The organism is Bradyrhizobium sp. Mp19 (assembly GCF_029952935.1).
GTDB classification, from domain to species: Bacteria; Pseudomonadota; Alphaproteobacteria; order Rhizobiales; family Xanthobacteraceae; genus Bradyrhizobium; species Bradyrhizobium elkanii.
The window spans coordinates 42,956-68,628 of the sequence record NZ_JASAUT010000034.1 but is presented as its reverse complement, the minus strand read 5'-3'; the positions used below and the strand labels follow the sequence as shown (position 1 = coordinate 68,628).

Annotated in this window: 21 protein-coding genes and 1 pseudogene; 12 read left to right on the top strand and 10 right to left on the bottom strand. The window is 61.6% G+C overall.

Annotation, left to right across the window (positions count from 1 at the left end):
• Positions 1-29: 29 nt before the first annotated feature.
• The 4 genes from QJT82_RS29960 to QJT82_RS29945 form a co-directional block, all read right to left on the bottom strand.
• Positions 30-959: a DUF2493 domain-containing protein gene (locus QJT82_RS29960; RefSeq protein ID WP_011082895.1), complete on the bottom strand. Its 930-nt coding sequence runs from the start codon at positions 957-959 to the stop codon at positions 30-32.
• A 326-nt stretch (positions 960-1,285) separates the two neighbouring features.
• Entirely contained in the window at positions 1,286-2,344 is a 1,059-nt protein-coding gene (locus QJT82_RS29955) for a toprim domain-containing protein (protein ID WP_011082896.1), read from the bottom strand.
• A 56-nt stretch (positions 2,345-2,400) separates the two neighbouring features.
• Positions 2,401-4,494 (bottom strand): ParB/RepB/Spo0J family partition protein, encoded by a 2,094-nt coding sequence (locus QJT82_RS29950; RefSeq protein ID WP_014490278.1) that lies wholly within the window; start codon positions 4,492-4,494, stop codon positions 2,401-2,403.
• A 172-nt stretch (positions 4,495-4,666) separates the two neighbouring features.
• Positions 4,667-5,863 carry a hypothetical protein gene (locus QJT82_RS29945; protein WP_026192137.1) on the bottom strand — a complete coding sequence of 399 codons (1,197 nt, stop codon included), beginning with the start codon at positions 5,861-5,863 and terminating at the stop codon, positions 4,667-4,669.
• Positions 5,864-6,245: 382 nt separating this feature from the next.
• On the opposite strand from QJT82_RS29945, the gene QJT82_RS29940 reads away from it, so the two are divergent.
• A complete protein-coding gene (locus tag QJT82_RS29940) occupies positions 6,246-6,404 on the top strand; it encodes a hypothetical protein (protein WP_016839828.1) in 159 nt (52 codons plus the stop codon).
• 361 nt (positions 6,405-6,765) lie between these two features.
• The gene (locus tag QJT82_RS29935) at positions 6,766-6,981 is read left to right on the top strand and encodes a helix-turn-helix domain-containing protein (protein WP_011082899.1); all 216 of its coding nucleotides are present in this window, start codon (positions 6,766-6,768) and stop codon (positions 6,979-6,981) included.
• Positions 6,982-7,248: 267 nt separating this feature from the next.
• On the opposite strand, the gene QJT82_RS29930 is transcribed toward QJT82_RS29935, so the two are convergent.
• Genes QJT82_RS29930 through QJT82_RS29920 form a run of 3 tightly spaced genes read right to left on the bottom strand, consistent with a single transcriptional unit; the run spans position 7,249 to position 9,549 of the window.
• Complete coding sequence (locus tag QJT82_RS29930) at positions 7,249-8,655, bottom strand: exodeoxyribonuclease I (protein ID WP_011082900.1); 1,407 nt, start codon at positions 8,653-8,655, stop codon at positions 7,249-7,251.
• A gap of 7 nt (positions 8,656-8,662) precedes the next feature.
• Positions 8,663-9,184: an ImmA/IrrE family metallo-endopeptidase gene (locus QJT82_RS29925; protein ID WP_011082901.1), complete on the bottom strand. Its 522-nt coding sequence runs from the start codon at positions 9,182-9,184 to the stop codon at positions 8,663-8,665.
• Positions 9,181-9,549: a helix-turn-helix transcriptional regulator gene (locus QJT82_RS29920; protein WP_016839826.1), complete on the bottom strand. Its 369-nt coding sequence runs from the start codon at positions 9,547-9,549 to the stop codon at positions 9,181-9,183. The genes QJT82_RS29925 and QJT82_RS29920 overlap by 4 nt, the downstream gene beginning before the upstream one ends.
• Before the next feature lie 161 nt (positions 9,550-9,710).
• Between QJT82_RS29920 and QJT82_RS29915 the strand changes: the two genes are divergently transcribed.
• The 4 genes from QJT82_RS29915 (at position 9,711) to QJT82_RS29900 (ending at position 12,834) form a co-directional block, all read left to right on the top strand.
• Complete coding sequence (locus QJT82_RS29915; RefSeq protein ID WP_011082903.1) at positions 9,711-9,932, top strand: DUF2188 domain-containing protein; 222 nt, start codon at positions 9,711-9,713, stop codon at positions 9,930-9,932.
• A gap of 75 nt (positions 9,933-10,007) precedes the next feature.
• Complete coding sequence (locus QJT82_RS29910; RefSeq protein ID WP_011082904.1) at positions 10,008-11,258, top strand: nucleotidyltransferase; 1,251 nt, start codon at positions 10,008-10,010, stop codon at positions 11,256-11,258.
• Between the two features lie 6 nt (positions 11,259-11,264).
• Positions 11,265-11,714 carry a hypothetical protein gene (locus QJT82_RS29905; RefSeq protein WP_202557271.1) on the top strand — a complete coding sequence of 150 codons (450 nt, stop codon included), beginning with the start codon at positions 11,265-11,267 and terminating at the stop codon, positions 11,712-11,714.
• Positions 11,707-12,834, top strand: a complete 1,128-nt coding sequence (locus tag QJT82_RS29900; RefSeq protein WP_014490283.1) for an SAVED domain-containing protein — start codon at positions 11,707-11,709, stop codon at positions 12,832-12,834. The genes QJT82_RS29905 and QJT82_RS29900 overlap by 8 nt, the downstream gene beginning before the upstream one ends.
• Before the next feature lie 362 nt (positions 12,835-13,196).
• Here the strand turns inward: QJT82_RS29900 and QJT82_RS29895 are convergent, their stop codons facing one another.
• On the bottom strand, positions 13,197-13,751 hold the full coding sequence (locus QJT82_RS29895) for a restriction endonuclease (protein ID WP_011082907.1): 555 nt from the start codon (positions 13,749-13,751) through the stop codon (positions 13,197-13,199).
• 115 nt (positions 13,752-13,866) lie between these two features.
• On the bottom strand, positions 13,867-15,678 hold the full coding sequence (locus tag QJT82_RS29890; protein WP_264641751.1) for a hypothetical protein: 1,812 nt from the start codon (positions 15,676-15,678) through the stop codon (positions 13,867-13,869).
• Between the two features lie 571 nt (positions 15,679-16,249).
• Between QJT82_RS29890 and QJT82_RS29885 the strand changes: the two genes are divergently transcribed.
• From QJT82_RS29885 to QJT82_RS29860, 6 genes and pseudogenes are all read left to right on the top strand, one after another.
• The gene (locus tag QJT82_RS29885; protein ID WP_223153803.1) at positions 16,250-17,389 is read left to right on the top strand and encodes a 5'-methylthioadenosine/S-adenosylhomocysteine nucleosidase; all 1,140 of its coding nucleotides are present in this window, start codon (positions 16,250-16,252) and stop codon (positions 17,387-17,389) included.
• Positions 17,390-17,635: 246 nt separating this feature from the next.
• A pseudogene (locus QJT82_RS29880) lies at positions 17,636-17,800 on the top strand (JAB domain-containing protein); the annotation flags it as partial.
• 330 nt (positions 17,801-18,130) lie between these two features.
• Positions 18,131-20,245, top strand: a complete 2,115-nt coding sequence (gene glgX, locus QJT82_RS29875) for a glycogen debranching protein GlgX (protein ID WP_028340438.1) — start codon at positions 18,131-18,133, stop codon at positions 20,243-20,245.
• A gap of 390 nt (positions 20,246-20,635) precedes the next feature.
• Complete coding sequence (locus QJT82_RS29870; protein WP_028340437.1) at positions 20,636-22,501, top strand: sigma-54-dependent Fis family transcriptional regulator; 1,866 nt, start codon at positions 20,636-20,638, stop codon at positions 22,499-22,501.
• A gap of 83 nt (positions 22,502-22,584) precedes the next feature.
• Complete coding sequence (locus QJT82_RS29865; protein ID WP_035631471.1) at positions 22,585-24,168, top strand: hypothetical protein; 1,584 nt, start codon at positions 22,585-22,587, stop codon at positions 24,166-24,168.
• Positions 24,168-24,572: a hypothetical protein gene (locus QJT82_RS29860; RefSeq protein WP_028340435.1), complete on the top strand. Its 405-nt coding sequence runs from the start codon at positions 24,168-24,170 to the stop codon at positions 24,570-24,572. Before QJT82_RS29865 ends, QJT82_RS29860 begins: the two co-directional genes overlap by 1 nt.
• A gap of 9 nt (positions 24,573-24,581) precedes the next feature.
• Here the strand turns inward: QJT82_RS29860 and QJT82_RS29855 are convergent, their stop codons facing one another.
• Positions 24,582-25,337 carry an SDR family oxidoreductase gene (locus QJT82_RS29855; RefSeq protein ID WP_028340434.1) on the bottom strand — a complete coding sequence of 252 codons (756 nt, stop codon included), beginning with the start codon at positions 25,335-25,337 and terminating at the stop codon, positions 24,582-24,584.
• Between the last annotated feature and the right edge of the window lie 336 nt (positions 25,338-25,673).

The window sequence follows — 25,673 nt, the reverse complement described above, 5'->3', positions numbered from 1 at the left end:
TCGTTCTGCACGACAAGGTACGGCGGCGCTCACGAGCCGCCGTACCTCCAGACCGGGATGCCTAGCTTCTTCGCTTTGTCAGCGAGATTGTCTTGGATGCCGGTGCCAGGAAAGTGCATCACGCCGATGGGTAGCGTCTCCAGCATCGCATCGTTGCGTTTGAACGGCGCGGCCTTGGCGTGCTTTGTCCAGTCGGGCTTGAAGGCGATCTGCGGGACCTTGCGATTGTCGGCCCACTTGGCGGCAATCAGCTCGGCGCCCTTGGGCGATCCGCCGTGCAGCAGCACCATGTCCGGGTGCTTGGCGTGCACCTGGTCGAGCTTAGCCCAAATTAGCCGGTAGTCGTTGAAGTCGAGTCCACCGGTGAGCGCGACTTTCGGTCCGCGTGGCATGAGCACCTGATTTTCGGCGCGCTTCTTCGCGGCCAGGAAATCGCGGCTGTCGATCATCGCTGACGTCAGATTGCGGTGGTTGACCTTCGATCCGTTGCGCGGCCGCCATGCGGAATGGGCGTGGCGTTCGAACTCGTCGGCGGCCTGGTCGCGCATCAGCTCGAAGGCGTTGCGTCGCTCGATCAGCGTTTGCCCTTCTGCCGTCAGACGCTCCAGCTCGACGGATTTGATTTCGCTGCCGTCCTGCTCCCGCTGCGAGCGCTGCTGGGCCAGCTCGTTATCGTCGAGCTCGCGCTCGATCCTGTCGATCGCACGATGGAAGACGTTTACCATCGACCAGAGCAGGTCGTCGAGGTCGGGCTCAAGACGGGTATCGGACAGCGCCACCACCAGGGCATCGAAGATGTCGGCGACGCTGCCGGCGAGGATTCGCGCTTCAGGAAGCCCCCGGGGATCGGGATCATCGTGGAAGGGACGGTAGCCATGGAGCTGGAGTTCCTGGAGGACCTGGTCGGTCGGGGATGAGCTGTGGTGCGGCTCGAAATCGTTGTCGTGGTCGGCGGTCATTGCGGTTTTCCCTCGTCGGATCGACCGCGCCCATCGCGGCCTTCATGGCGACGAAAGCGGCAGGCGGAACGGACTTGCACCCGCAGCGCAGCGGAGGGCCGGAGCCTTGGCGGAGGACCGAAGGGGGCCGACTATTTTGTCTCGCGATGTAAAGGCGGCTCTGCCGCCGACGGAAAATAGTCGGCCCACGAGGTTGCCGGTCCGGGCCGCCTGCCGCCCGATCGCCCTCTCAGAAGGCCGTGGGGCAGTCCTCTGGCGCCGAGGGGAAACACGTTCACCGACCGTGCGGTAACGAAGCGGCCGCGTCGCCCCTCATCCCGTTTCGGCTATGCCGCCAGCTCCATAAAGCGCGCGACGTCCTGCGCCGCGATCTGTACGCGGCTTGCGGCCCGAAGGGCGTCAAATCCGAGCAGGCGAAGATCCTCGTTGAAGTCGCCAAGCTGTGGCGAGATCACGATTGCCTCGATGCCGGCCTCCTGCGCCCGATCCATCAAGGTCGCCATGGCGCCGTCACCGGCAGGATCGTCGTCCCGGGCGATGTAGAGCCGGCGGAGCGTATCCGGAAGAAGGACGGCGGAGAGATGCGCTGCCGAGAGAGCTGCGACCATCGGCATGGTCGGCAGGGCGCAGCGGAGCGACAGCATCGTCTCGATGCCCTCACCGGCCGCCATGACTTCACCAGCGACGCCAAATCGAACAGCGTGACCAAGCAGGTCGCCCATCGCCCGCTTTGGCGTGTCGATTGGCGCCTTGCCCAGCGTCGCCTCGCTGAAACCATGCGGGTCGAGCCAGGTGCGGTGTACGCCAGCCAGCTCGCCGGACAGATCGGTGACGGCGGCGATCATCGCCGGCCAGGTCTCGGTCGGGCTGTGGTCGTCGGGCCGGTAGTAGCAACGTGGGTGAAAGCGCAGGCTTCCGGTTTCGTGCAAAGACGTAATGCCGCGATTGCGGAGATACGCTTCTATGAGTGTGCGTTCGATCGGCTGCGACATGGCAAAGAGCCGACGAGCGGCCTCCGGCGATCCTCGTGCCGCGCTGGAATTGCGGAGCCGCGGCTGATTGGGCTCGGGCTCTGGATGCGGCAAGCTGAGAAACAAGCGCGCCTCGTCGAGGACGTTCTTGAAGTCGACCAGGCGGCAACTCTCGCGAATGACATCGAGCAAATCGCCATGTTCCCCGGTGGCGGCATCGGTCCATTTGCCGGCGGCTCCCTTCGCCGACTGCTTGAGCCGCACGAACATTGAGCGGCCAGGCGTATTGCGGACGTCGCCGACGAGCCAATAGCTACCTTCCCGTCGTCCGGCAGAGAGGTAGTGACGGCACACGGACTCAGCCTGCCGGCCGAGACGCCGTGCGAGATCGTGTGCGTTATCGGCCATCGTCATCCCCAAAAAGAAAAGGTCCGCCGTCGCCAGCGGACCTTGTTGTTGCTCTCGACGGCTTATTCGGCTGCCATAATCTGCTCACCGGCTCGCTGATTGTGGGCGGTCCGCTCTTCTTCGTCTTCCAGTTTGTTTTCGCTAGGCTGCTCTGGAGTTTCCTCGACTATAGATTCGACCGCCGGTTCGTCGCCAATGGCTCGGCCCAGCGTGCGAAGCGGTTCGGGCAGCCAGGCCGTGTCGGTGAGCAAGGTCTGCGCCTCGGCAGCCATGTCACCCTTCTTCAGATGCTCGATCCGATCGGCGGCGCGCTGCCCTTTTGCCTCCACCACGGCCTGGAGGATTCGCGTCTTCGTCACCCGACCGAAGAAGTTGTCTACGGTCGGTTTCCACCCCGCCGCAGCCATGTCGAGATCGACAGCCCGGGCGAGACGGTCGGCGTGAGCGAGCGCACGCGGCCGCCGATTCCAGGGTTCATGCACGGCGTTGACCGACAGGCTGACGACATGGGCAAAGAGCATCGCCTGGCTGTCGCCGTCCCACGCCTGAAGTGCGTCCCAGAGGTCGGCCGATTCCTTCGGCAAAGCCTTCGCCCAGCGCTCGTGCCGAGCGCGGATCGCCTCGGCTAAGGCGCTGTCGTTCAGGCCGAGCGCCTGGGCGCCGAAACTCACGCTCTTCAGATCCAGCTCCAGGCAGCTATCCGAGCCGTAGTGGTAGAAGGTCTTCAATGTCAGAGCATGCAGGGCCGCATGAAAGGCGACCTGCGGCTGCTCACCGAGGGCATGACGCAGGCCGAGTGTCCGATGGGTGGTGAGCTCGGTCATCAGCCGGTCGGAGATGGGCGAAAGGCCCTCGTCCTCCTCCTGCTCGGCGCCGGGCTCGACCGACACGTTGCGCTCGCCGCCTTCGTAGCTCGCGGCCTTGGCCCGTTCGGCCTCACCATCTTCTTCAGCAAGACCGGGCTCCGGCTCCGCCGACGGTTCGTCTTCGGGCCGGACGTAGCCGCGCTCAACACGAAGCTCGCCTTCAGCGCCAATGCTGACGAAGACGCCTGCGCGCACGATCTCGGCCGGGTCGAAAACAACCGGCCGGCTCTCGAGCCCCTCCAAAGCTGTTTCCAGCTCGGACAACCGTTCGTCGACCTCGTCGGGCAGTTCATCGGCGTCCGCGTGTTTCTCAGACAGCTGATCGAACTCTGCTTGCAAGGCGTTGCGGGCCGCTTCCTCCTCGGCAGTGAGGGTGACGATCTCGCCGCGAAGTTGTCGCAGACCGAAAGCGTGGCCGTAAGCGAAATCGGGGGCGACCTCGGTCCACTTCCAACCCTCGGCGGCAATCGTCTCGGATTCCGCCTTCAGCTTGTCGGCCACCATCTGGTCGACGAGCGCGACATCCTGCATCCAGCCGCCATCGTCGCCCTGAAACAGATCTCGCAGCACCGTGCCACCGGCGGCAGTATAGGCGTCAACCCCGATGAACAGCGCCCGCTTGTCGGAAGCGCGGACCGCGCCTTCTGTCAGCATGCGGCGGATGACGTAGGGCTGCTTGTCGTGGGACGCCTTCAGCCGCTCGAACACAACTTCCTGACGCTCGTGGTCGCCAGATACAGCGAAGGCCATGAGCTGGTCGAGCGTCATGCCGTCCTCCGCATAGACGTCGAGCAGCGTCGGCGAAACCGACGCGAGCTTGAGGCGTTGCTTGACGACGTTGACGGAGACGAAGAAGGCGGCAGCGATCTCCTCCTCCGACTGGCCCTTTTCGCGCAGCGCCAGGAATGCCCGGAACTGGTCGAGCGGATGAAGCGGAGCGCGCTGGACGTTCTCGGCGAGCGAGTCTTCCTCAGCGATGCCGCTATCGCGGACGACGCAGGGCACCGGGGCGGTCTTGGCGAGGCGCTTCTGCTTGACGAGCAGCTCCAGCGCGCGGTAGCGCCGGCCGCCAGCCGGGATCTCGAACACGCCGGTCTCGGCGCCGACCTGGTCGACGACGGGCCGGACACTGAGGCCCTGCAGAAGGCCCCGGCGGGCGATGTCCTCTGCTAGCTCCTCGATCGAGACGCCGGCCTTCACGCGCCGGACGTTCGACTGACTCAGCACGAGCCTGTTGAAGGGGATATCGCGCGAGGGCGAAAGGGTGATCTTGCGAACGGTAGTCGCCATGGGATGATACTCCGCGACGGGCGCCGAGAGCCTCTCTCTCGACATCAACTCGTCACGAAGCGCAGCGCCGCCCTCTCACTTTGGAGGGCGGCGTCGCAAAGCCAACGAACAGGAAAGACGGAAAGCCTCGGAACCGGAAAAGCACCGTTCCGTATCTCCGGTTGTCCGGGAATCAGGCCGCGCGGTCGAGCAGCTTCTTCGCCCGTGCCTCCATGTCGAGTCGTGCGTCCTGATGAGTCTTGTCGCGCGCGACGGCTGTGATGCCCTGGACGAAATCAAACACGCTCTCGGGCTTCCGGCCTTCCTCGGACAGAACTGTGTCGATGATCTTCGCCGTCTCGGTCTTGGAGAAGCCGCCCTTGCGCAGAAACTCGCTGCGGTCCTCGTCGGTCCGGGCGACGATCCGCTCCCGCGCCGATTTGATGCCGTTGACGAAGGGCATCGGCGAAGAGTTCGCGAAGCGTGTCAGCGCCGGCGCCGCCTCATGGGCGAAGCGCGTCGCGGCGTATTTCGAATGGCGGATGGTGATCTCCTCGAAATCCTGAACACCCCACAAATTCCGATTCTGACAGACGGCGCGAAGATAGAAGCTCGCTATGCCGAGCGTCTTCGCGCCCACCTCGGAATTCCAGCAGTAGAAGCCGCGGAAGTAGAGGTCCGGCAAGCCGTCGGGCAGCCGGCCGGCCTCGATCGGATTGAGGTCGTCGACCAGAAACAGGAAGACATCGCGATCGGAGGCGTAGAGCGTCGTCGTATCCTGGGTGATGTCGACGCGCGGGTTGTAAACGCCAGTCGACCAATCAAGCACGCCTGGGACCTTCCAGCGCGTGTCACCCGTGCCATTGCCGGCGATGCGCTGAACAGCTGCCACGAGTTCGTGGTCAAATATACGCCCATATTCCGGACCCGTCGCGGCGCGAAGCTCGAGGCGACTGCCCTGCACCTCAAGCGTTTTTATCTGCTCGGCTCGATGAAAGCTGAGGCCGAACTGCAGGTTGATGCCAGCGAGCGGTGCCGGAAGCTGACGGAGGTAAGCCGCCGGCGCTCCGACCAAGCTGGCAAGTTGACCGAAGCTCCAATGAGTCGGCGCGATCGGCGCGTCGCAACCGGGTAGCATCAGCGTCAGGCGCTCGGCATCGTCGCGGTTGGCCTCCACTCGGATCGCGGTGCTCTCGACCGTTCGGGTCCGGCTGCGCTCGCTCCGGCTGCGCACGGCGGAGTAGAGATCCGACAAGGACAGATAGCGTTCGTCCGCCGGCCGCGAGAACCATTCGGATGAAACGCGGCCGATGCGCTCGCCGCGACTCACATCCACCTTGTAGCCGCCGGCGCAGTCGTGGGCAGCGATCAAAACTTCTGCTTGGGTCATGGGACAATCTCCATGACGGGCGCCGGAGGCCTCTCCTCCGATCATCAACCCGTCACGGCGAAGCCGATCCGTCCTCTCACTCTAATGGGGGCGTTGCGGGGTCTCCCCGCAGAAGGGGGTGCGTCGGCGACCGCGGCGCCGACCAGGGGGAAGGCTTTCCCCTCAAAGGCGCACCGCCGGAATTCGCCATATCATCGGAGCAACAGGCTGCGTAACCCGATGGACCAGCTCGGAAAGTTAGTGCGCGCGCAAACAAGGGGAACTGAACATCGGAGCCAACTGGCGGGTGCTTTCGCCATTTTCATACGACAGCTTGACTTGACGTCCCACACACCGGCAGAACGATCCTCCACAGACCACAACGTCAGCGATTGAAACGAAAATGACGTTCGATATCAGGGGCAGCATCAAGAATACGAAGATCAGCTCGAACCTGTATGTCGTTTTTGAGGAACCGATCTCAAATGCGACCGACTCATTCCTTATCCGCAAGCACGAAGACGCCTCTGAAACGGACATGCTGGTTGAAATCGACGTCTAATTTATTCGAGCTGACATGCTCGACGACCGAGAGTCCATGATCGTTTCCTGCAAAGACAACGGATACGGGTTGGGAGACGATCAGCTCAAGGCATTTCTAACCAAAGACACTTCCTACAAGGACGACCTTCCGATCTTCGCGATTGGTCAGTGTACCTGCGGCCGAGAGCCGCAAGTATTTTTGCTACGCTCCGTTACGCTATCTTGCGGCTATCAACGCAGGCTGACGCGTTAACTCGCTCGCGTTTGACGCGAGCTATGCGGGGTCATCGAGAATATCGTTTTCTTCCGTCATTCTGGGTGCCAACATCTCAGTCATCTCGACCGTGACGTTTCGTGCGGCGGAGTGATGGAGAAGACGAATGACGGAGTCCAAATTCCTGACACCGGAGGAAGTGTCTGCACGATACCGTGGCGAGGTCTCCGTGGGTACGCTGCGGAATTGGCGCGCAATGCGAACTGGGCCTGCATACATCAAGATCGGCAAAGCCGTCTTATACCCGGTGGACGAGCTTGACGCATGGGATCGGGGAAATCTGGTGATTTGTAGTGCGTCGAAAGAACTGAACGTGAGCTAGCTTGAGAAAAACAAAATCGCGCTCTAATATGATGACTCAATCCGCTGGCACGCTCGAGACAACGACTCGGTTGCTGTGCTCGGAATGATAGGGAGCTAAAATCGCGAACCGCGCTGCGTTTCCCCTGTTCAGCGGTGCACCGTCAGACCACCGCTTTCATCATAAGTCGGCTCAACACTGACGCCATGTCCTCGCGGCACTCCGTCCGTGACCAAATACTCAGCGCAGAGAAGGCGACGTTGAGTTGAGCGCTCCGAACCGGTCGGTTCAGGCAATCAGCCGTGTCCGATAGGCCTCAAGCCGCGCCAGTCGATCCTGCAGATACGTGCGATATTGGATCAGAAGATCATCTGGACTGGCGAACTCGCCAAGCACCCTTTCCGTCTCTGCCATCGCCTGATCGATGGTGAGGCAGCCCGAACCGTCGCCTGTCATCTGATCGGTCAAGTAGCGCTCGACCTCCAATCGAGTAGGTTCGGGGAGAACCGAGCGCGCTTCGAAATAGATCAACCGGAGCCCGAACCAGCGCAGTCGCTCGTCCTCCATGCCCTGGACGATCGCGAGGCGGTCCTCCCATCGCGCATCGTGGAACGCGGCAATGCGTGCCTCATCAGCAGGACCGGGAAAGCCGCTATAGATGCGCTCTTCGAGGTGCGGAGATAATGCGTAGGGCTCGCGCGCAGCCATGTAAGCAGCCACAAGCCGCGCGCACAGACCAGTGTCCGCCTTCATGAGACAGGCCCGGTCTCCGGTGGCGCCCATCGAACCGCCATCCAGCATATGCTCGGGAGCGTCGTAGAACGCCGTCAGCGTGGGCGCGGCATTGATCCTGAAGCGACGAATCGGACTTGGCTTCTGCGTCAGATGAACTTGCAGTTCGAGATCGCTCATCGCGGCAAGCCGGCCCATGTCTTCGTTGAGACTCAAGCAAAGCCGGCCATTGGCCTGATCGGGATCCCTGCCGATGCAGACGACCGACGTATGATAAGCTTGGCCGCCGAAAAACTCGGTCAACACGAAGCCGTCTTCGACCTCAATGAAATCCGCGACGGTCGCTTTGTTCGAGAAGCGCACGAAGCGCTGCCACAACTCCGGAGACCTTCGATAGACCAATCGGCTCAGTTCGAGCGTCGCAAGCACATCGGACATCGCGTCGTGTGCCCGAGCATGTGCGACGCCATTTGCCGCCGCCAACTGTTGCAAGCGAAATGTCCGCCGCCCTTCTTCGCTGACCGGCACAACTAGTTGCGCAGGCGACACGGCATCGGCGGCCATCACCAGACTGAGCGCATCGGCGCGGCAGTTTCGATGATTACTTGTCAGATATGCCGGATATAGGCACTGGAAGAGGGCGTGGCGCAGCATCTCCTCGTCGAAGCGGATGGAGTTGAAGCCGACGAAAACCGCAGGGCTCCAGGAAATCAAGGTCCGGCGAATATCTCCTACCATGGTGTAGTGCGACGGCAGGCTGGAATCAGTCAACGACTCGATCGGCAATCCGTTCGTCCGAAGCGCCGAAGGATGGGGAAGCACATGTGGCTGAAGGCGCGAGCGCGTCTCGAACCGAGCCACCTCGTTCAGGTTTTCATCGGTGCGAACAGCGGCGAAGTGGAGAATCTGATCGAAGCCACGCTTAAGCCCCGTCGTCTCGGTGTCGAAAAAGACGAAGCTCATGGGTGTGCTACCAACGAGTCAACCGGAAACGCATCGCCGCCGGGCTTACCCTAAACCGGCGCGCGAGACCCTCAATCGCTGCCTCGTCCTCGAGATCCACACCACCGCCTTCCAAGACGGCGGCTAAGAGGTCGCCGGGGATCAACAGCTCTGAGGCGAAGGCGTTGGCTTCGATCTCTATCGGTTCGGTTCCGAGCGCTGAGATATCATCTCGGAAGAGAACGCGTATCCCCTTGTCGACGTGAACGGCTTGTCTGATGTCTTCGTCGTGCAGCACATGATGGGCGAGTTCATGGGCGGCGGAAAAACGCTGGCGGTTGGGATGATGTAGCGCATTGACGCCGATGATGCCGATGCCGTCCTTGATATAGGCCATGCCCGAAAGATCCTCCTCCAGCGGTGCGTACTGAAGGACGATCTTGCGCGATTTAATGATGCGTTCGACAGGGACGGGCGGCGCTGAAACGCCGAACTCCCGAAGGATCGAGCGCGCAGCTTCGCGCGCTCGACCTGGATCAGCGTCCCTCACGATCCGACCTTAGAGCCGCGGCGTGGCGCGAGCGCGCTGCTGATCAAATCAGCGACCTGGGCGCCCGCGTTCTCGGACAGCGACTCCTTCGAAAGCTTCTCATTGACCAGCGTCATCTTCAATTCCTCCCCGATGGACTTATGCGGCATTGGCGGCAGCAGGTCGGCGACCTTCGCGAAATCAAGCGCGGTGGCGAGGGCATAGACATGGTGCAGCAATATGTTCTGCCGGCCGCTCTCGATGTTGGCGATCGACGCGCGAGACATCTTAACTTTGCTCGCCAACTGGGCCTGGGTCAGCGAAAGAGCCTTGCGCCGCGTCGAGACCGCGTTGCCGAACGCTATATAGACCGGATTGCCCGCCATCGCCGATGTTTGCGCTGCTTCGGGCATAATGTCAATCCCGCAAACATTATGTGCTTATTACAAACTTACTAGTGTGATCATTACTTGACATATTGGCCAATCTCAGGAATCCATATCCCGCCGGAGAGCGCGACGCTCACCGACGAGGCGAAGGAACCGAGATGTCGAAGCGCATTCATGTCGTGCCGCACGAATCAGGTTGGGCAACCCGACGTGAGGGGGCGTTGCGGGTGGGGTCCACCCATCACACCCAAGCCGAGGCGACGGAGGCGGCGCGTAGCACTGCGCTTCGCGAGCACGGCGAAGTCGTCATCCACCGTCCCGATGGCCGCATTCGCGACGCCAACTCCTACGGAAACGATCCCTTCCCGCCGAAAGGATAACCCAACGGATCGCTCACCAGGGCGATCCGGTCGGATCGGCGCGCGGAGGTCATTCAAAGAAGAGGACCAATATCGATGTCGAATTTTCCGTCCCTGCGCCGCGATGATCGGCCTGATGATCCCTTTGCCGACCCGCTGGACGCGGTACTCGCCGAGCTTGCCATCAATATTCAGCTTCCGCCCGGCCTGCATGCCAAGGCGGTCGAGCGATATGAGGCGGTCCGACGCTACATCGAACGACCCGGTAGTCCGCTCGAAGGCAGGGTCGCCTGCTTCTATCCCCAGGGCTCCATGGCAATCGACGCAACCACGTCGACCCGCGGCACGGACGACGAGTACGATCTCGATATCGTCGCCGAGATCGAAGGCCCCGACCTCGGTCCCGAGGCGCTGCTGGATGACCTGGAAGCCGCACTCGAGAGCTACCCGGTAAGCAAGGTCGTGCGCCAAACTCGGTGCATCACGCTCTACTACGCCGACGGCATGCATCTTGACATTACGCCGTCGCGGCGGCGGGCGCCGAAGGAGAAGGAAGGCGAGATCCCGCATGCGAAGAAGGGGACTCGCAGCGACCCGGCGCGCTATGTGCCGATGAACTCATATGCCTTCGGGAAGTGGTATTGCGCCCGAACGCCTACCGAGGAGCGGTTCGCGCTGGCGCTGAATCGTCAGCTGTACGAACAGGCCGGAATCGCCTTCGCCGCAGCGGACGTCGAGGACGTTCCGCCGCAAACGCCGCTCATCATCAAGAGCGTGACGACGGTCGCGCTGCAGCTAATCAAGCGGCACCGCAACATCGCCTACGCGACCGAGACGGGCCGGATCCCGCCATCGGTGATGTTGTCGTGCCATGCCGGCCATGCCGCCCGTCCGGGCATGAGGCTTGCGGAAATGCTGATCCGGCAGGCGCGCTGGACGGCCCGCGCGATCGACGACGCCGCGAAGCGCGGCCAGCTCCTGGTCGTGCCCAACCCCGAATTTCCGGTCGAGCGTTTCACCGACCGTTGGCCAGAATCTCAGCTGCAACAGACAACCTATTCTCGCCACCTGCACACCCTCGCTAACGGGCTCGAAGCCGCCCGCACCGGCGACGTGCAGCTGGAGGACTTGCAGGAGTGGTTGCGCGGGCAGTTCGGGGACCGGGTCGTCACGCGTTCTGTCAAAGCTTTCAACCAGCGGCTCGGGCGCCAAGTTCAATCACGGCAGCATGGTTATACGCGCTCCGGCGGCCTGTTCGTTCCCGCCGCGCCGGCGATCATCGGCGCGGCGACCAGCCTGGCGCCAGTCGCGGCTCGCGCACACACCAACATGGGAGAGCGCCGATAAGTGGTGATGACGGTCGACGCCCAGATCACTGACATGGCTTCCTTGTGGCCGAACTTGAAACTCATCGGCCGCCACGGCGCAATCGCGGCGTGGCAGGGCCCTCTCCGGCCTTTGCTTCAGACGTTTCAGGTCGAGATCACTTATCGAGCGCCGCTGGTGATCGAACGGCTCGACGTGCGCATTCTCCAGCCACGCGTCAAAGTCTTGTCACCGCCGTTACGGCACCGTCCGGGCGACCCGGAGGGTAGGCTCCCTCACGTGTACTACGGTTCGGATGGCGAAGTGACGCTATGCATGCTCGATCCCGATTCCGACGATTGGTCGCCGTTCGACAGCCTCTCGCAGACAACTGTGCCCTGGGTGATCGAGTGGCTTGCCGCTTACGAGGGCTGGCGCGCAACGGGTCAATGGACAGCGAGCGGCCGCCACGTCGTAGCAGGTGGCGTCGGTGTCTAAGAGCAGCATTCCGCAAAAGGTCCAATCGGCGCTGTGGGCGCGGGCTGCTGGCCGCTGCCAATATCGTGGATGCAATACTGATTTGGTCGGCGACCTGGTGGCCGGGCGGCAAGACGGGATCTTCGGCTTCATCGCACACATCGTGGCTGACGTCGAAGGCGGCCCGCGCGGCGATCCGATCCGGTCGACTCAGCTCGCGCGTAGTCTGGAAAATCTAATGTTGATGTGCGCCCGACATCACAAGCTGATCGATCTTGACGCCGTCGCCGATCATCCGGAATCTGTTCTGCTAACTATGAAAGCCGAGCACGAGGGCCGGATCGCGATCGTTGCCGGCATCGACGAAGACCGGGCATCTCACGTCATCAGGTTTGGGGCGAGCATTTGTGACAACGAGGCGCTTGTATCGACGCAGGCGATCTTTTCGGCGATGCCGCCCGACCGCCACCCAGCCAGCGGCCAGAGGTTGGATCTTGAAATGGTAGGCTGTGCGTTTCGAGACAACGAGCCTGCCTATTGGACGGTCCAGCGCGAGAACCTGAGACGCCAGTTCGAAGCGAAGGTGCGAGGCCGCGTAGAGCGACAGGAGATTAGGCATCTAAGCGTATTCGCACTCGCACCGCAGCCGCTGCTGATCGAGCTTGGCCGGCTGCTCTGCGATATCGTTCCGGCCGTCGTTCATCAAAGGCATCGCGAACCCGCGAGTTGGCGATGGGCGTCCGATGGCCCCCCGATCACATTCCAGGTCACCGAACCGGATATCGGGCTGTCAGGCTCGGTCGCGCTAAAGCTCGGTGTCAGCGCTACCGTGACCGACGCGCGACTCCAGGCGGTTCTCGGCGACGAAGCCGCGATCTGGTCGCTCTGCGCGGATCAACCTCACAACGACGTCTTGCGGCGAGCTGACGATCAGGCCGCATTTCGGCGCGAACTCCGACGGCTCTACGACCGCATCAAGGCTCGGCATGGCGAGGGAACGCTGCTGCATGTTTTTCCCGCGCTTCCCGCCTCCCTGGCGGTCGAGGTCGGCCGCGTCTGGATGCCCAAATCGGATCTTTCCCTCCGGCTCTACGACAACAATCGATCGCACGGGTTCATACGGACCTTCGATATTCCCTAAACCCGATGCGACAAGCGCGCGGACATCTTCCTGTCCGCAATCCTCCTCGCCGCTGCGATTACCTGGTGGATCAATTAAGTCCGGACCCAAGCCCTCTCTCGTAGAGGCATGTATCCGAACGGGAGAAGCCTATTTTTTCAGGAGGCCACCAAGCCACTTTTGAAGGCTGTCACCGTTCATCAATTCGAGACGCGTCGGCAGAAAGGGAGTTATGAACGGATCAGATATTAGCCTTGGCGGAAAGTCCGACGTTGTAGTCAGGATTCCCTTAGAGGCATTCTGCTCCCCGCTGAGTACGCCCAGCAATGCACGAATGTCATCATATGAAACCTCGTTCCTCGGCTTATACGCCTTCACCGATCCTATGATCTTGATGCAACCAACCCCCTTCGAACAGCTATGACATCCCGTCCGTGATCCCCTGAGCGTGGCGTTAATGTCACCTCGTCGAACCCCGCTTTATCGAAGGCACCAGCGACGATCTCTTCCCAACGCGTCGCAGAAAGTGAATACGCTTGGCTCCAATCCGATTGCAGGCTTGCTACAATTTCATACCAAACCGCTGAGTTTGCCTTTATTAGAAATCCCTCTGCCGTTTTACGATCTGCCAGGACGATCTTGTGATCTGGTGTAATGATTCCCGCTACTCGCAACTCCGCTTGCTTATTCCCCTCGGAAAACCGCCGAGCGATAAACGACTCGAACACTGACGGAAGCCTGTCTTCGTAGATCAAGTCAGTAATTTTGATCTTCTCTGGTGGAATTTCCAGATTCCTAAAATCCACTAGTCGTGTGAACTCTAAAAGAATCGGAAACGCTAATTTCTGCGCAATAGGAAACAGCTTAACGGGCATGTAGAATATCAGTTGCTGCGCTAGGCGAACCCTTACCTCTTCCATCTGCTGCAAAGTAAGCATGGCACGCGCTCTTTACTACAACTGCGCATAGGTTAGCAGTCAGCCGGCTGTCGGGCCTTAACAGCCGGAATAGCCAAATCGCAGTTTCGAATACCGACTCCGTGATCAGCGCCTGCTAAGTTTGACAGATCACGTATCCATGTGCGTTCATTTCGGTACACGCCGAGAAGAATGACATCAACAGCCAATAGAGCTGAACGAAGTATGGGTCTGGCGCTTGGCCGGCTGCGACTTCCTTTAGCGCCTCTTCAACAGCACCGCGGCTCAGCGAAGAGGTCACGATGAAGACCCGACGAATTGCATCCGGCGCAAGCCGCACTTGAGCGAATTCGTTCATTAGCTCGTCGGCATCGCCTCGGACAATCCTCTTGATCCGGGTTTTGACTCCGCTACCGCTTACATACTTGTTGTCCCAACCACGAATTTTCGCTTCCATCGATTCCGGCGGAAGGCTCATACGCTGCAAGTTCTTAATTGCTTGGCTCACGGAGATATGGAACGGCCCAGCACCGAGCGATAGTGGACCATGCTTTGCGTGATAAAAGGTAATTCTAGGCGGGCTGCTGGAGTTGTTTAGCCCAATATAGTCCGCCCATTCGTCGCCAAGATCGTCGCACACAAGCACATCGTCCCCGTCCGCAACACTCGCTTCGATCACACCGAAAGTGGAGTCAGCATCAAAGGTGGCCTTTCGCGTCGAAAAGTTACCCTTTTCATCAGTCACTCCGTCTAGGAGCGGATCAGAGCGCAAATGGCGCAACAGGGCTGCGCCACCATCTACAAAGCCTTCGTCGCGGAACAAGGTCCCGTCGATGTAAGCTAAAGAGAGGGCGTCGAACAGCAATATGAACTTATCCTCGCGATCGATGTAGCGTCGGAGCGAGATCCGATTTGGATCGTGACCGAGAGCATACTCTGTACTTTCGACCTCGATGCCGGCAGTGATCGGCAATTGCAAGTCACGCAATGCTACGCGAGCTTGGTTGATTGCAATTGCTCCAACCGAATCAGCACCGTCGAAGATATCCATCCTCTTTCCGTCGCCGCTGACCCTAAACGCACGATCGAGCTCATTTAACGCTGCATCGATTTCATGCTTGGAGAGTTGAGTGAGTCTACCGCTATCTTCATGTACAAGTCTGATTTCGCGATCGACATGGATCGCATCAACAAATCCCGCAACGTCGACGGCAAAACTTGTTGGACGCGCGGTGCCGCCAATACTCGCCAAATCGATAGCGCGGGCTAAGGTACGGAGAAAGCTGGCAGGTGCAGCTCTTCCACCTACCAGCTCGTCAATTACAGATTTCGCGTACTCCACAAGTGCGAGGTGATCGACCCGATCAGACCGCTGCCCTATCCTGCCGGTGCTAGGAGTTGTAGAATAGTGGTCAGTTCCCGACCGGACCGCGTACGCCTGGGGCACATACCGGTTTGCGCCAGCAGGCCCGACAACATTTTGTAGGTCATCGGCTTCGAACGTTTTACTCCTCATCACGTGCTTGGAGACCGACATGTTTCGAAGCCGAATCTTTTCGAACACCGCTCCCTGCCGTGCGACCGCACGATCCACGCGTTCGGCTGATACTCGACCGAGATAGCGGGTGAAAAATCCTGCCGGAAGATCGAGCTTGGATTTAAGAATCGCGAGATGATCGCGATATTCGATCAAAAGAATAAATCCGCAGATTCGTTCTCGGATTCCTGCGTCTTCGGTTAAGAATGAAGGCGAGCGGTCATAGAGGAAGGAGATCGCAGACCAACGCGCGCGCCCAGCTTGGACGCGCCGATGGTAGAATATGTTTTGGGAGGCCGAGGGCTGGCTTGCCCGAACTTGGCGAAAAAGGTCATCCAATGCGGCATTGCTCATCTGCCGCTTAAGAATGTGAAAATTTGCTGTTTTTGCAACGCGAAGAGAGTCGATCATCCATCCCCCGTCGCGTTTCCGCGCGGAAGTACGCCATGTCAATTAAGACGGACCTTCAATATGATCAACTTAAGCGCGAATGCCTCCACGATGCAAATGGAAAGAACATGCCCCCCGCAAAGAAGAGTTAGAAGGCTACTCGATGTCGCGCAGCTCTAGACGGCCTGCTCAATAGCAACGTTAGCCACAAAGTGTCGGCTTATCGACACGTATCCGGTTGATGGGCGTTGAAGGCTATGATCTCTTGACTACGGGGCGACGGCATGCGGAGCGTGCTTGAGGTGCTATGCGACGACAACCCAGTGATCGTTCGATAAAGATTCTGTTCGCTTCTTCGGGGGGCCTATGCGCTTTCCCGGGATGTACAACGCAGCTCGTTCAGCCTCAATCTCGCGCATTACTGGGCGAACTCTGCCACATTCGTGCGGCCTCTCCCGGGGGGCCGAGATTCGATCCCGCGCAATCCGAAGAGTCGCGCAACGACGCAGACAACTTGATCATCCTATGTCCAACGCATCATCGTTTGGTCGATCAGGATCCGACCACTTACACAGCGGATTCGTTGCTTCTCATGAAACGGCGCCATGAGAGCCGCGTCGCAGCATTTCTCAGCTCGGTTGCTGTCGAGCTTACTGACAAGCAGGCTACCGACCTCTCGCGACAGGTGGAGGACGAATCAGTCGACTTCGCAGTTGTCGTCGCGTTGCGGAAGGAATTGGCTGCGCTTAAGCATTATTTTCCTGAGCTGGTACCGATTTCGTCGACATCGGATTCGACCCGCACGTACCTTCGCGGAACGATTCCAACAAGACGCGGCGGCTCGTATCGAGTTGTTGCCACTCTCCTTCATTCGATGGGAAATCTCGATGCCGCACATGCGACATCGGACCTCATCCACAAATGGAAGCCGCGATTTGTACTTGTGAATGGAATTGCTGGTGGAATCTCTAGAAAGGATCAGGGCTTCGGCGATATCGTGGCCTCGAACTCCATTTTCTATTATGAGCTCTCGAAGGTTCGACCCAATCATCAGGAGCATCGAGCTCGGCAATTTCAGGCGGACCCCATCCTCGTGGATGGAATACTGAACTTGACCGACTCAACGTGGCGCGCACATTTGCCTTCAAGGCCCGATGGGAAAAGCGCGAGCGCCATCGAGCCGAGAATTCATGTCGGACCAATTGCCTCTGGAGAGAAGGTGATTGCTTCAAGCGAGGCTGCCCAAGAGCTTCGGTCGTTGCAACGCGATCTCATCGCAATTGAGATGGAGAGTGCAGGAGTCGCTTCTGCGGCATTCAGCGCTGTCAAGAAGGTGGGATTCTTGACGATCCGAGCCATCTGCGACTTCGCCGACGGCAAAAAGAATGACATGTGGCAAGAGTACGCAGCGTATTCCGCGGCTTCGTGCTTGCGAAGCTTCATTGAGTCGCGCCCAGTTTCCCTCTCGGAGGGGGCGTGGCCGAAGTCCGTTGCTTCGGTAGCGGCAACGAAGTCGCGTATTTCGATAGCTCAACGTAAGAAATTGTTCGATGAGCTGTGTACGGCGTTCGATATGGAAGAGTTTAAGAACCTTTGCTTTCTCCTGGGCGTGGACATTGACGAAATTCCCGGCGACCGCAAATCGGCCCGGGTCAGAGAGCTAATTTTACTGTTCGAGCGGCGCGATACGTTGCACGTATTGGAGGAAGCCGTCGATGAAAGGACACGTTAACGGAAAACCTGAGCATTCAGGCTGATGCTTTCGGCGGTGTCCGTAAGCCGTCGATACGCACTGAAATGCATGTCACGGACAGATCGGGCATTGAAACAAGGACTCCAATCGAAGCGGCCAGGACCGAGCGTGAACTCTCGTGACTATCACGAACAATCACCCACTACATGCCCCAGTCTCCGCCTCCTACAGCTCGATCAGAATCTAAAATAACAGCAAACTCAAATAGATAATAGACGCCGCAGGCTCATGCACAACCATCCCTCCGGCGACCCGACGCCGTCGCAGGCCGACATCCAGATGACGAAAGCCATCGTCGACATCGCCAAGCCGCTCGGGATCGCCGTGCACGATCACATCATCGTCGGCAAGAACGGGCATACCAGCTTCAAGGGCATGCGGCTGATTTAGGATTGCACTCAACAAGCCCTCCGCTGTCGTCCCGGCGAAAGCCGGGACCCATAACCACGGGGTGAATTGTTGAAGCAGGCTGCGGCCCCACCATCGCCAACCAACTGATATCCGGGGTAATGGGTCCCGGCCTTCGCCGGGACGACAGTGAATATGTTGCGCGCTCAGTGAGTCACACATACGCTTCGTATGCCCCGAATGACGAACGGAGAGAGCGGCGCCGCGTTTGAACCGTCACACAGGCCAAGGGCAAACTCTCCTAACATGACCCATGCAACGTTTTCCGCGCGGCGGCGTTTGTTGCAGGTTGATCTCATGGCTGGGGGACCGATGTCCGATTACGTCATTGAGGAGGGGCTGCCCTATCCGCTGGGCGCCCACTGGAGCGGCCACGGCACCAACTTCGCGGTGTTTTCCGCCAACGCCACCAAAGTCGAGGTCTGCCTGTTCGACGGCGAGCGCGAGACGCACCGCTTCGAGCTGCCCGAATATACCGACCAGGTGTTTCACGGCTTCATCCATGGCGTGCAGCCGGGGACGTTCTACGGCTATCGCGTTTACGGTCCCTACCAGCCGGATGGCGGTCACCGCTTCAATCCGAACAAGCTGCTGCTCGATCCCTACGCCTGCGCCCACGCCGGCAGCCTGACCTGGAATCCGGCGGTGTTCGGCTACAAGATGGAGAGCGGCGACGACCTCACCTTCGACGAGCGCGACAGCGCGCCGTTCATGCCGAAATGCGTGGTGGTCGATCCCAATTTCGACTGGGTCCAGGAAGCGCAGCGGCAGGACGTGCATTGGGACGAGACCGTGGTCTACGAGACCCACGTCAAGGGTTTCACCAAGCAGCACCCGGGCGTCGACGAACATTTGCGCGGCACCTATGCCGGCTTCGGCTCGAACGCGGCGATCGACCATCTCAAGGCGCTCGGCATCACCTCGGTCGAACTGCTGCCGGTGCATTCCTTCATCAACGACAGCAACCTCCTCGACAAGCGCCTCACCAATTACTGGGGCTACAACACCATCGGCTTCTTCGCGCCGGATCCGCGCTACGCCGCCGACGTGCCTAACAGCCTGCGCGAATTCAAGGAGATGGTGTCGCGGCTGCATGGCGCCGGGCTCGAAGTCATTCTCGACGTCGTCTACAACCACACCGCCGAAGGCAATGAGCGCGGCCCGACGCTGTCGTTCAAGGGCATCGACAATGCGAGCTATTACCGGCTGCTGCCGGACAAGCGGCGCTACTACATCAACGACACCGGCACCGGCAACACGGTGAACCTGTCGCATCCGCGGGTGATCCAGATGGTGATGGACAGCCTGCGCTACTGGGCCGGCCACATGCATGTCGACGGCTTCCGCTTCGATCTCGGCACCATCCTGGCGCGCGAGGTCTACGGCTTCGACGAGCAGTCCGGCTTCCTGAAGGCGATGAACCAGGACCCGCTGCTCGCGACCGTCAAGCTGATCGCCGAGCCTTGGGACTGCGGTCCCGGCGGCTACCAGGTCGGTGGCTTCCCGCCAGGCTGGGCGGAGTGGAACGATAAATACCGCAACGTCGTCCGCGATTTCTGGCGCGGCGAGGCGGCACCAGGCAGCCTGGCGCCGCGGCTGCTCGGCTCGCACGACGTGTTCAACCGCGAGGGCCGCCGCACCTGGGCCAGCGTCAACTTCATCACCGCCCATGACGGCTTCACGCTGAACGACTGGGCGAGCTACAACAACAAGCACAATGAGGCCAACGGCGAGCACAACAATGACGGCTCGTCGGACAACCACTCCTGGAATTGCGGCGCCGAGGGCCCGACGAACAATCCGGATATCCGCACTTTGCGTGAACGCCAGAAGCGCAACATGCTGGCGACGCTGCTGGCTTCGCAGGGCACGCCGATGCTGCTCGGCGGCGACGAGTTCGGCCGCACCCAGCGCGGCAACAACAATGCGTACTGCCAGGACAACGACATCTCGTGGTTCGACTGGAATTTTTCCGACGACGCCGGGAAGCTGCTCGCTTTCACCAAGCGGATGATCAAGCTGAGGCGCGACTATCCGATCCTGCGCCGCAGCCGCTTCCTCTCCGGCGATCGCGATTCCCAACTCAAGATCCGCGACGTGGTCTGGATCAGCGCGGCAGGCGTCGAGATGACGCAGGCCGACTGGACCACCGGCTGGATCAAATGTTTCGGCGTCGTGCTCGACGGCCGCGCGCGCAAGACCGCGATCGCGCGTGAGGGCGAGGACGACACGGTGCTTGTCATCCTCAACAGCTACGAGGGCGAGGTCGACTTCAAGCTGCCGCGGACGTCGGCCGGCCCGCGCTGGTCGCTGCTGCTCGATACCAATGCGCCGGAAGAGCCGCCGGGCGCGCAGTTTGCGTTCGACGGCACGTACAAGGCGGCGGGGCGTTCGTTCGTGCTGTTCGCGGCGGGTGAGGTCAAGTAGTCCCCGTAGCCCCGGATGGAGCGCAGCGAAATCCGGGGACTGGACCATCCGCGGTTGAAGCAACCCCGGATTACGCTGCGCTCCATCCGGGCTACAGGTGCGCCTTCTCCTTCCCCCTGAAAGAGGGAAGGTCGGGATGGGGGTCAGCCACAGGCGACGCTGCAAGCGGAGAAAGCAGATCCCCACCCGCTTTGCTCTGGCGAGCAAAGCGACCTCCCCTTTTCAAGGGGAGGTTGGAGCCGATCCGCTCGGAATGGCGGATTACGCTTCGCTGATCCTCTGGACAGAGCTGCCTTCCCAAACGCTCCCCGCCCCGCGACCCTGTCGGCCAATTGACATTCGGCCGCGGACTGCCAGACTTCGCGGAAAATTAGGGGTGGAGACCTCTGGATGGCCAATCTTTCGGCCTCAAATCACGTCGCCCGTGTTTTGTCGGCGGCCAACCAGGTGGCCGGCGTCGACACCGAGACGCGGATTGCCGCGTCCTGGCGGCGCTGCGTGGTCAGTCACAACCTCGATCCGGCCCGGCGCGGCCCGCCGCAGACCCTGACCGAGGCCGAGGTCCGGCACCTCGCCGAGCCGATGGAGGATTTGATCCAGGTCGCGATCCCCGAGCTCGAGGACCTCGCCCGTGTGCTCCACGACTCCGGCTACTGCGTCAACCTCGCCGATCCCAACGCCACCATGCTGGTGAGCCGGCTGCCCGGGGGCGACTACGCGCGGATGTTCCTGGAATGGAAGATCTACACCGGCTCGAACTTCGCCGAGATGTTCGAGGGCACCAACGGGCTCGGCACCGCGCTCGCCGAGCAGCGGCCGATCCTGGTGCATGGCGACGAGCATTTCCGCGAGCAGTGGCACATGTTCACCTGCGCGGTGTCGCCACTGTTCGATCATGCCGGCCGCCTCGCCGGTGCCGTCAACATCACCTCCTGCCGCAGCGACCTCGGCCGCAGCGCGCATGAACTGGCGCTCGCCGTCACCACGGAGGCAACGCGGCGGATCGAGCAGTCGTTCTTCCGCCGGCGCTACCGCGCCTCCTGGATCGCGATGCTGCCCGGCGATGGGCACGGCATGCTGGCCTATGACGACGACCGCCGCGTGGTCGGCGCCTGCCGCACCGCACGCGCCGCGTTCGGCCTGACCGATGCGATGATCGACGACGGCATCGACCTGTCGCATCTCATTCAACTGGACGATCGCGCGACGCGGGCCGCGGACGAGCAGGTCGCGCTGCGCCGCGCCGACGGCACGCCGTGGGGACGCGGCCATCTGGCGCCGCCGGTGCGGACGCGATCGCCGCGTCCACCATCGACGCCGCCGCGCGAAAAACCGGCCGGACAGTTTTCCGGCCTGCACAGGCTGGCGGGCCGCGATCCCGCGCTGATCAAGGGCGTGAAACGGCTGATGACGGTCGGCAATCTCGATCTGCCGATCCTGCTGCATGGCGAGACCGGCGCCGGCAAGGACGTGTTTGCGCGCGCCATCCATGCCGCGAGCAATCGCGCCGGCCGCAACTATGTCGCGCTGAACTGCGCGGCGATGCCGGAGAGCCTGATCGATGCCGAGCTGTTCGGCTACGAGGCCGGCGCCTTCACCGGCGCGCGGCGCGAGGGATCGAAGGGGCTGATCGTGCAGGCCTCTGGCGGCACGCTGTTCCTCGACGAGATCGGCGACATGCCGCTTTCGCTGCAAACCCGGCTGCTTCGCGTGCTGGAAAACCGCGAGGTGTGGCCGCTCGGCGCGCTGAAGCCTGTCGCCGTTGACATCCGCCTGATCAGCGCCACGCACCGTGATCTGGCGCGGATGGCGGAGGACGGCAGCTTCCGCTCCGATCTGTATTACCGGCTGCGCGGCATGGAGATCCGCCTGCCCGCGTTGCGCGAGCGCGCCGACCGCAGAGACGTCATCGCGCAGATCGCCGACGAGGAAGCGCCGCATTGCCGCATCGCGGCCGACGCCTGGGCGCAGCTGATGGCCTATCCGTTCCCCGGCAACATGCGCCAGCTTCGTCACGTGCTGCGGCTCGCCGGCGCCACCGCGGAGGACGGCGTCATCACCGAGGCGGATCTCGATCTGCCGCCGCTCAGCGCACGCGATGTGGAGGCCGATCACGCAGCGAGCGAGCGCGCCGCGATCGTCGATGCATTGCGCGCCAATGACGGAAGAGTGACGAACGCGGCCAGGGCGCTCGGGCTCAGCCGCGCGACGTTGTACCGGAAGATCAAGGCGTTAGGGATCGCGTTGGACAGCTAGACCAGAACGGCCCCTGCTGTTCCGGCGGTGCGGGAAAGGTGATATCGTACGGTTTTCGCCTTCAACGCCACGGAGCGGGTCCCATGACACGGTTTCCCCTCGCTGTGGTCGTTGGCCTCATTGCCGCGACCATTTCGCAGCCTGCCGCCTCGGATTCTCCTGAACAACGATTGGGCAAAGTCCATTTTGTAACATCCTGCAAGCCTGAAGCGCAGGAGCTGTTCGATCGCGCCATGCTGTATCAGCATTCGTTCTGGTACAGTGCGTCGCGACGCACCTTCGAGGAGGTGCTGGAGGCCGACCCGCAATGCGCCATCGCCTATTGGGGGATCGCGCTCAGCTATCTCTACAATCCGCACGCGCCGCCGCCGCCGGAAAACCTTCCGCTCGGTCTCGAAGCTGCGAAAAAAGGCCAGGCGCTGAATGCCGGCACCCCGCGCGAGCGGGAATACATCGATGCGATCGCGGCGATGTATGTCGACTACGACAAGGTCGATCACCGCACCCGCGTGCAGCGATTCCTCGCGGCCGAAGAGCAGGTCGCGACGCACTATGCCGACGACGACGAGGCGCAGATCGCCTATGCGATAACGCTCAACGTCGCGGCCTCCCCGGGTGACAAGACCTACGCCAACCAGCTGAAGGGCGCGGCGCTGCTCGAACCGATCTTCACGCGCCAGCCCGAGCACCCCGGCATCGCCCACTATCTGATCCATCTCTACGACTACCCGGCGCTCGCGGCGAAGGGCCTCCCCGCGGCGATGCGCTATGCCAAGATCGCCGAACACGCGCCGCACGCCCAGCACATGCCGTCGCACATCTTCACGCGCGTCGGCTACTGGAAGGAGTCGATCGCCTCGAACAAGGAATCCGCGCGCATCGCCAAGGAAGACGGCGAGCAGCAGGACCAGGCGCACGCGATGGACTATCTGGTCTATGCGTATCTGCAGCTCGGGCAGGACAAGGAGGCGCGTGCGGTGGTCGACGAGCTCGGCAAGCTCCAGTTCAAGCTCGACCGGTTCGCAGGCCCCTTCGCGGTAGCGGCAAGCCAGGCCCGCTATGTCTTCGAACGCGGCGACTGGAAGGGTGCTGCCGCGCTTGAAGTGCATCCGACCAAATACGCCTATGCTGACGCCATCACCTATTTCGCCCGCGCGGTCGGCGCCGCGCGCTCCGGTGACCCCGTCGCCGCCAAAGCCGATGTCGCCAAGCTGGTCGAGCTGCGCGACAAGTTGAAGGACGCCAAGGACGCCTACTGGTCCAACATCGTCGACATCCAGCAGCAGATCGCGAGCGCCTGGGTGCTGTACGCGGAAGGCAAATACGACGATGCGCTCGGCGCGATGAACGCCGCTGCGGAGGCGGAAGACAAGACCGAGAAGCATCCCGTCACCCCGGGACCGCTCGCGCCGGCGCGTGAGCTCTACGCGGCGATGCTGCTCGATCGCGGCATGGCCAGGGAGGCGCTCGCCGCCTATGAAGCGGTGCTCAAGAAAGAGCCCAATCGGCTGGCGACTTATCTCGGCATGATCAAGAGCGCCAAGGCGGCCGGCGATCAGGCCAAGATCCGGGAATGCGCTGATCAGATTGCCCGGCTCACCGCGGATGCCGATCTGTCGCGGCCGGAGCTGATCGAATTGCACCAGACGACCGGAAGCAAGCTGTGATGCCACTGACGACATGGCGCAACGGTGGTGCGGCGCTGCTCGGCGCCGTTGCGCTATCGCTTTGCCAGGTGCCGCCGGTTGGCGCGATGGAGATCCTCGGCCAGGCCGGCGTGCTCGGCGAATGGGAGCTGACCGGACATCTCACCGAAAGCGCGCCGGGCACACCCAGGCAGTTTTCCGGACCGCTGAAGATGAAGCATGTGGGTATCTGCACGCAGGACGGACCGGACGAACGCGCCGGAGAAATCAAGCTGCAAATCACGGGTGCGGATTCGCAGGTCACCGCCGAGCTGGTGCTGGACGGTGCGCCCTGCACCTACAGCGCCCGCAAGACGCGCAATTACGAGGGCACGCTGTCCTGCGTGGGCCGCGCGCCCGTTCCGCTGCTGGTGTGGCTCAAATAGCTGATACCGTCAGGCCGCCGGCCGCGCGCGGCGCAGCCATTCGTTCAGATCGATGCGGCCGAGGCGCGCCTCGCCGAGCGGCACCAGCGAGTGCTGCTCGACCCGGCCGCCCCAGTAAAGCGCGTCGGGATCTTTGACCACCTCGCGCGGATCGCCTTTTGCCTTCAGGTAGCGCGCGACGATCTCGTTGAACGGCGCGCGGTCGGGACCTGCGATCTCGACGATGCCGTTGCGCGGCGGCTCGAGCGCGATATCGGCGACGAGCGCGGATACGTCTTCCGCCGCGATCGGCTGGAACAGGCCGGGCGAGAGCCTGATGGTGTTTCCAACAGCGCTCGCATCGGCGATCGCGCCGACGAATTCCATGAACTGGGTCGCGCGGATGATGGTGTAGGGAATCCCGGACGCCTCGATCAGCTTCTCCTGCGCCACCTTGGCGCGGAAGTAACCGTTCTCGGGCGTGCGGTCAGTGCCGACGATCGACAGCGCGACATGGTGCCTGACGCCGGCCGGCTTCTCCGCCGCCAGCAGGTTGCGGCCGGAGGTCTCGAAAAATTCCATCACCGCCTTGTCCTCGAACGAGGGCGAATTGGCGAGGTCGATCACGACGGCCGCGCCGGCCAGCGCCTCCTTCAGCCCCTCGCCGGTGATCGCATTGATGCCGTTTTTCGGCGAGGCGGCGACGACGTCATGGCCGCGCTGGCGCAGAATGGCAACGCTCCTTGAGCCGATCAGTCCGGTACCGCCGATCACAACGATCTTCATGGTGATACTCCTTGTCGGTGACGAGGTTTCTCGAGACATGCTTGCCGGATTCACCGCGGCAATCGTCATGGGTATGTCGATCCGCCGCAACTTCGATGGTTGCCGCGCGCGCGGCCGACCACGTCAGCGGGGAGAAGGACTAATGAGTTCGCGCTCCCTCCTCGGTCGCTCTCTCGCATGCAACCACACTATAGCACGCCACGGGTGTTCTGATGTCGCGGAACCTGCCATCTGGTGCGTCATCTGATGCGCACGAGCCGTCGGTGGCTACGCTTGCTGAACCTTCTACCGTCGCGTAAACTAATGCGTGCGTTCCAGCCAGCGTGCTGGGGTACC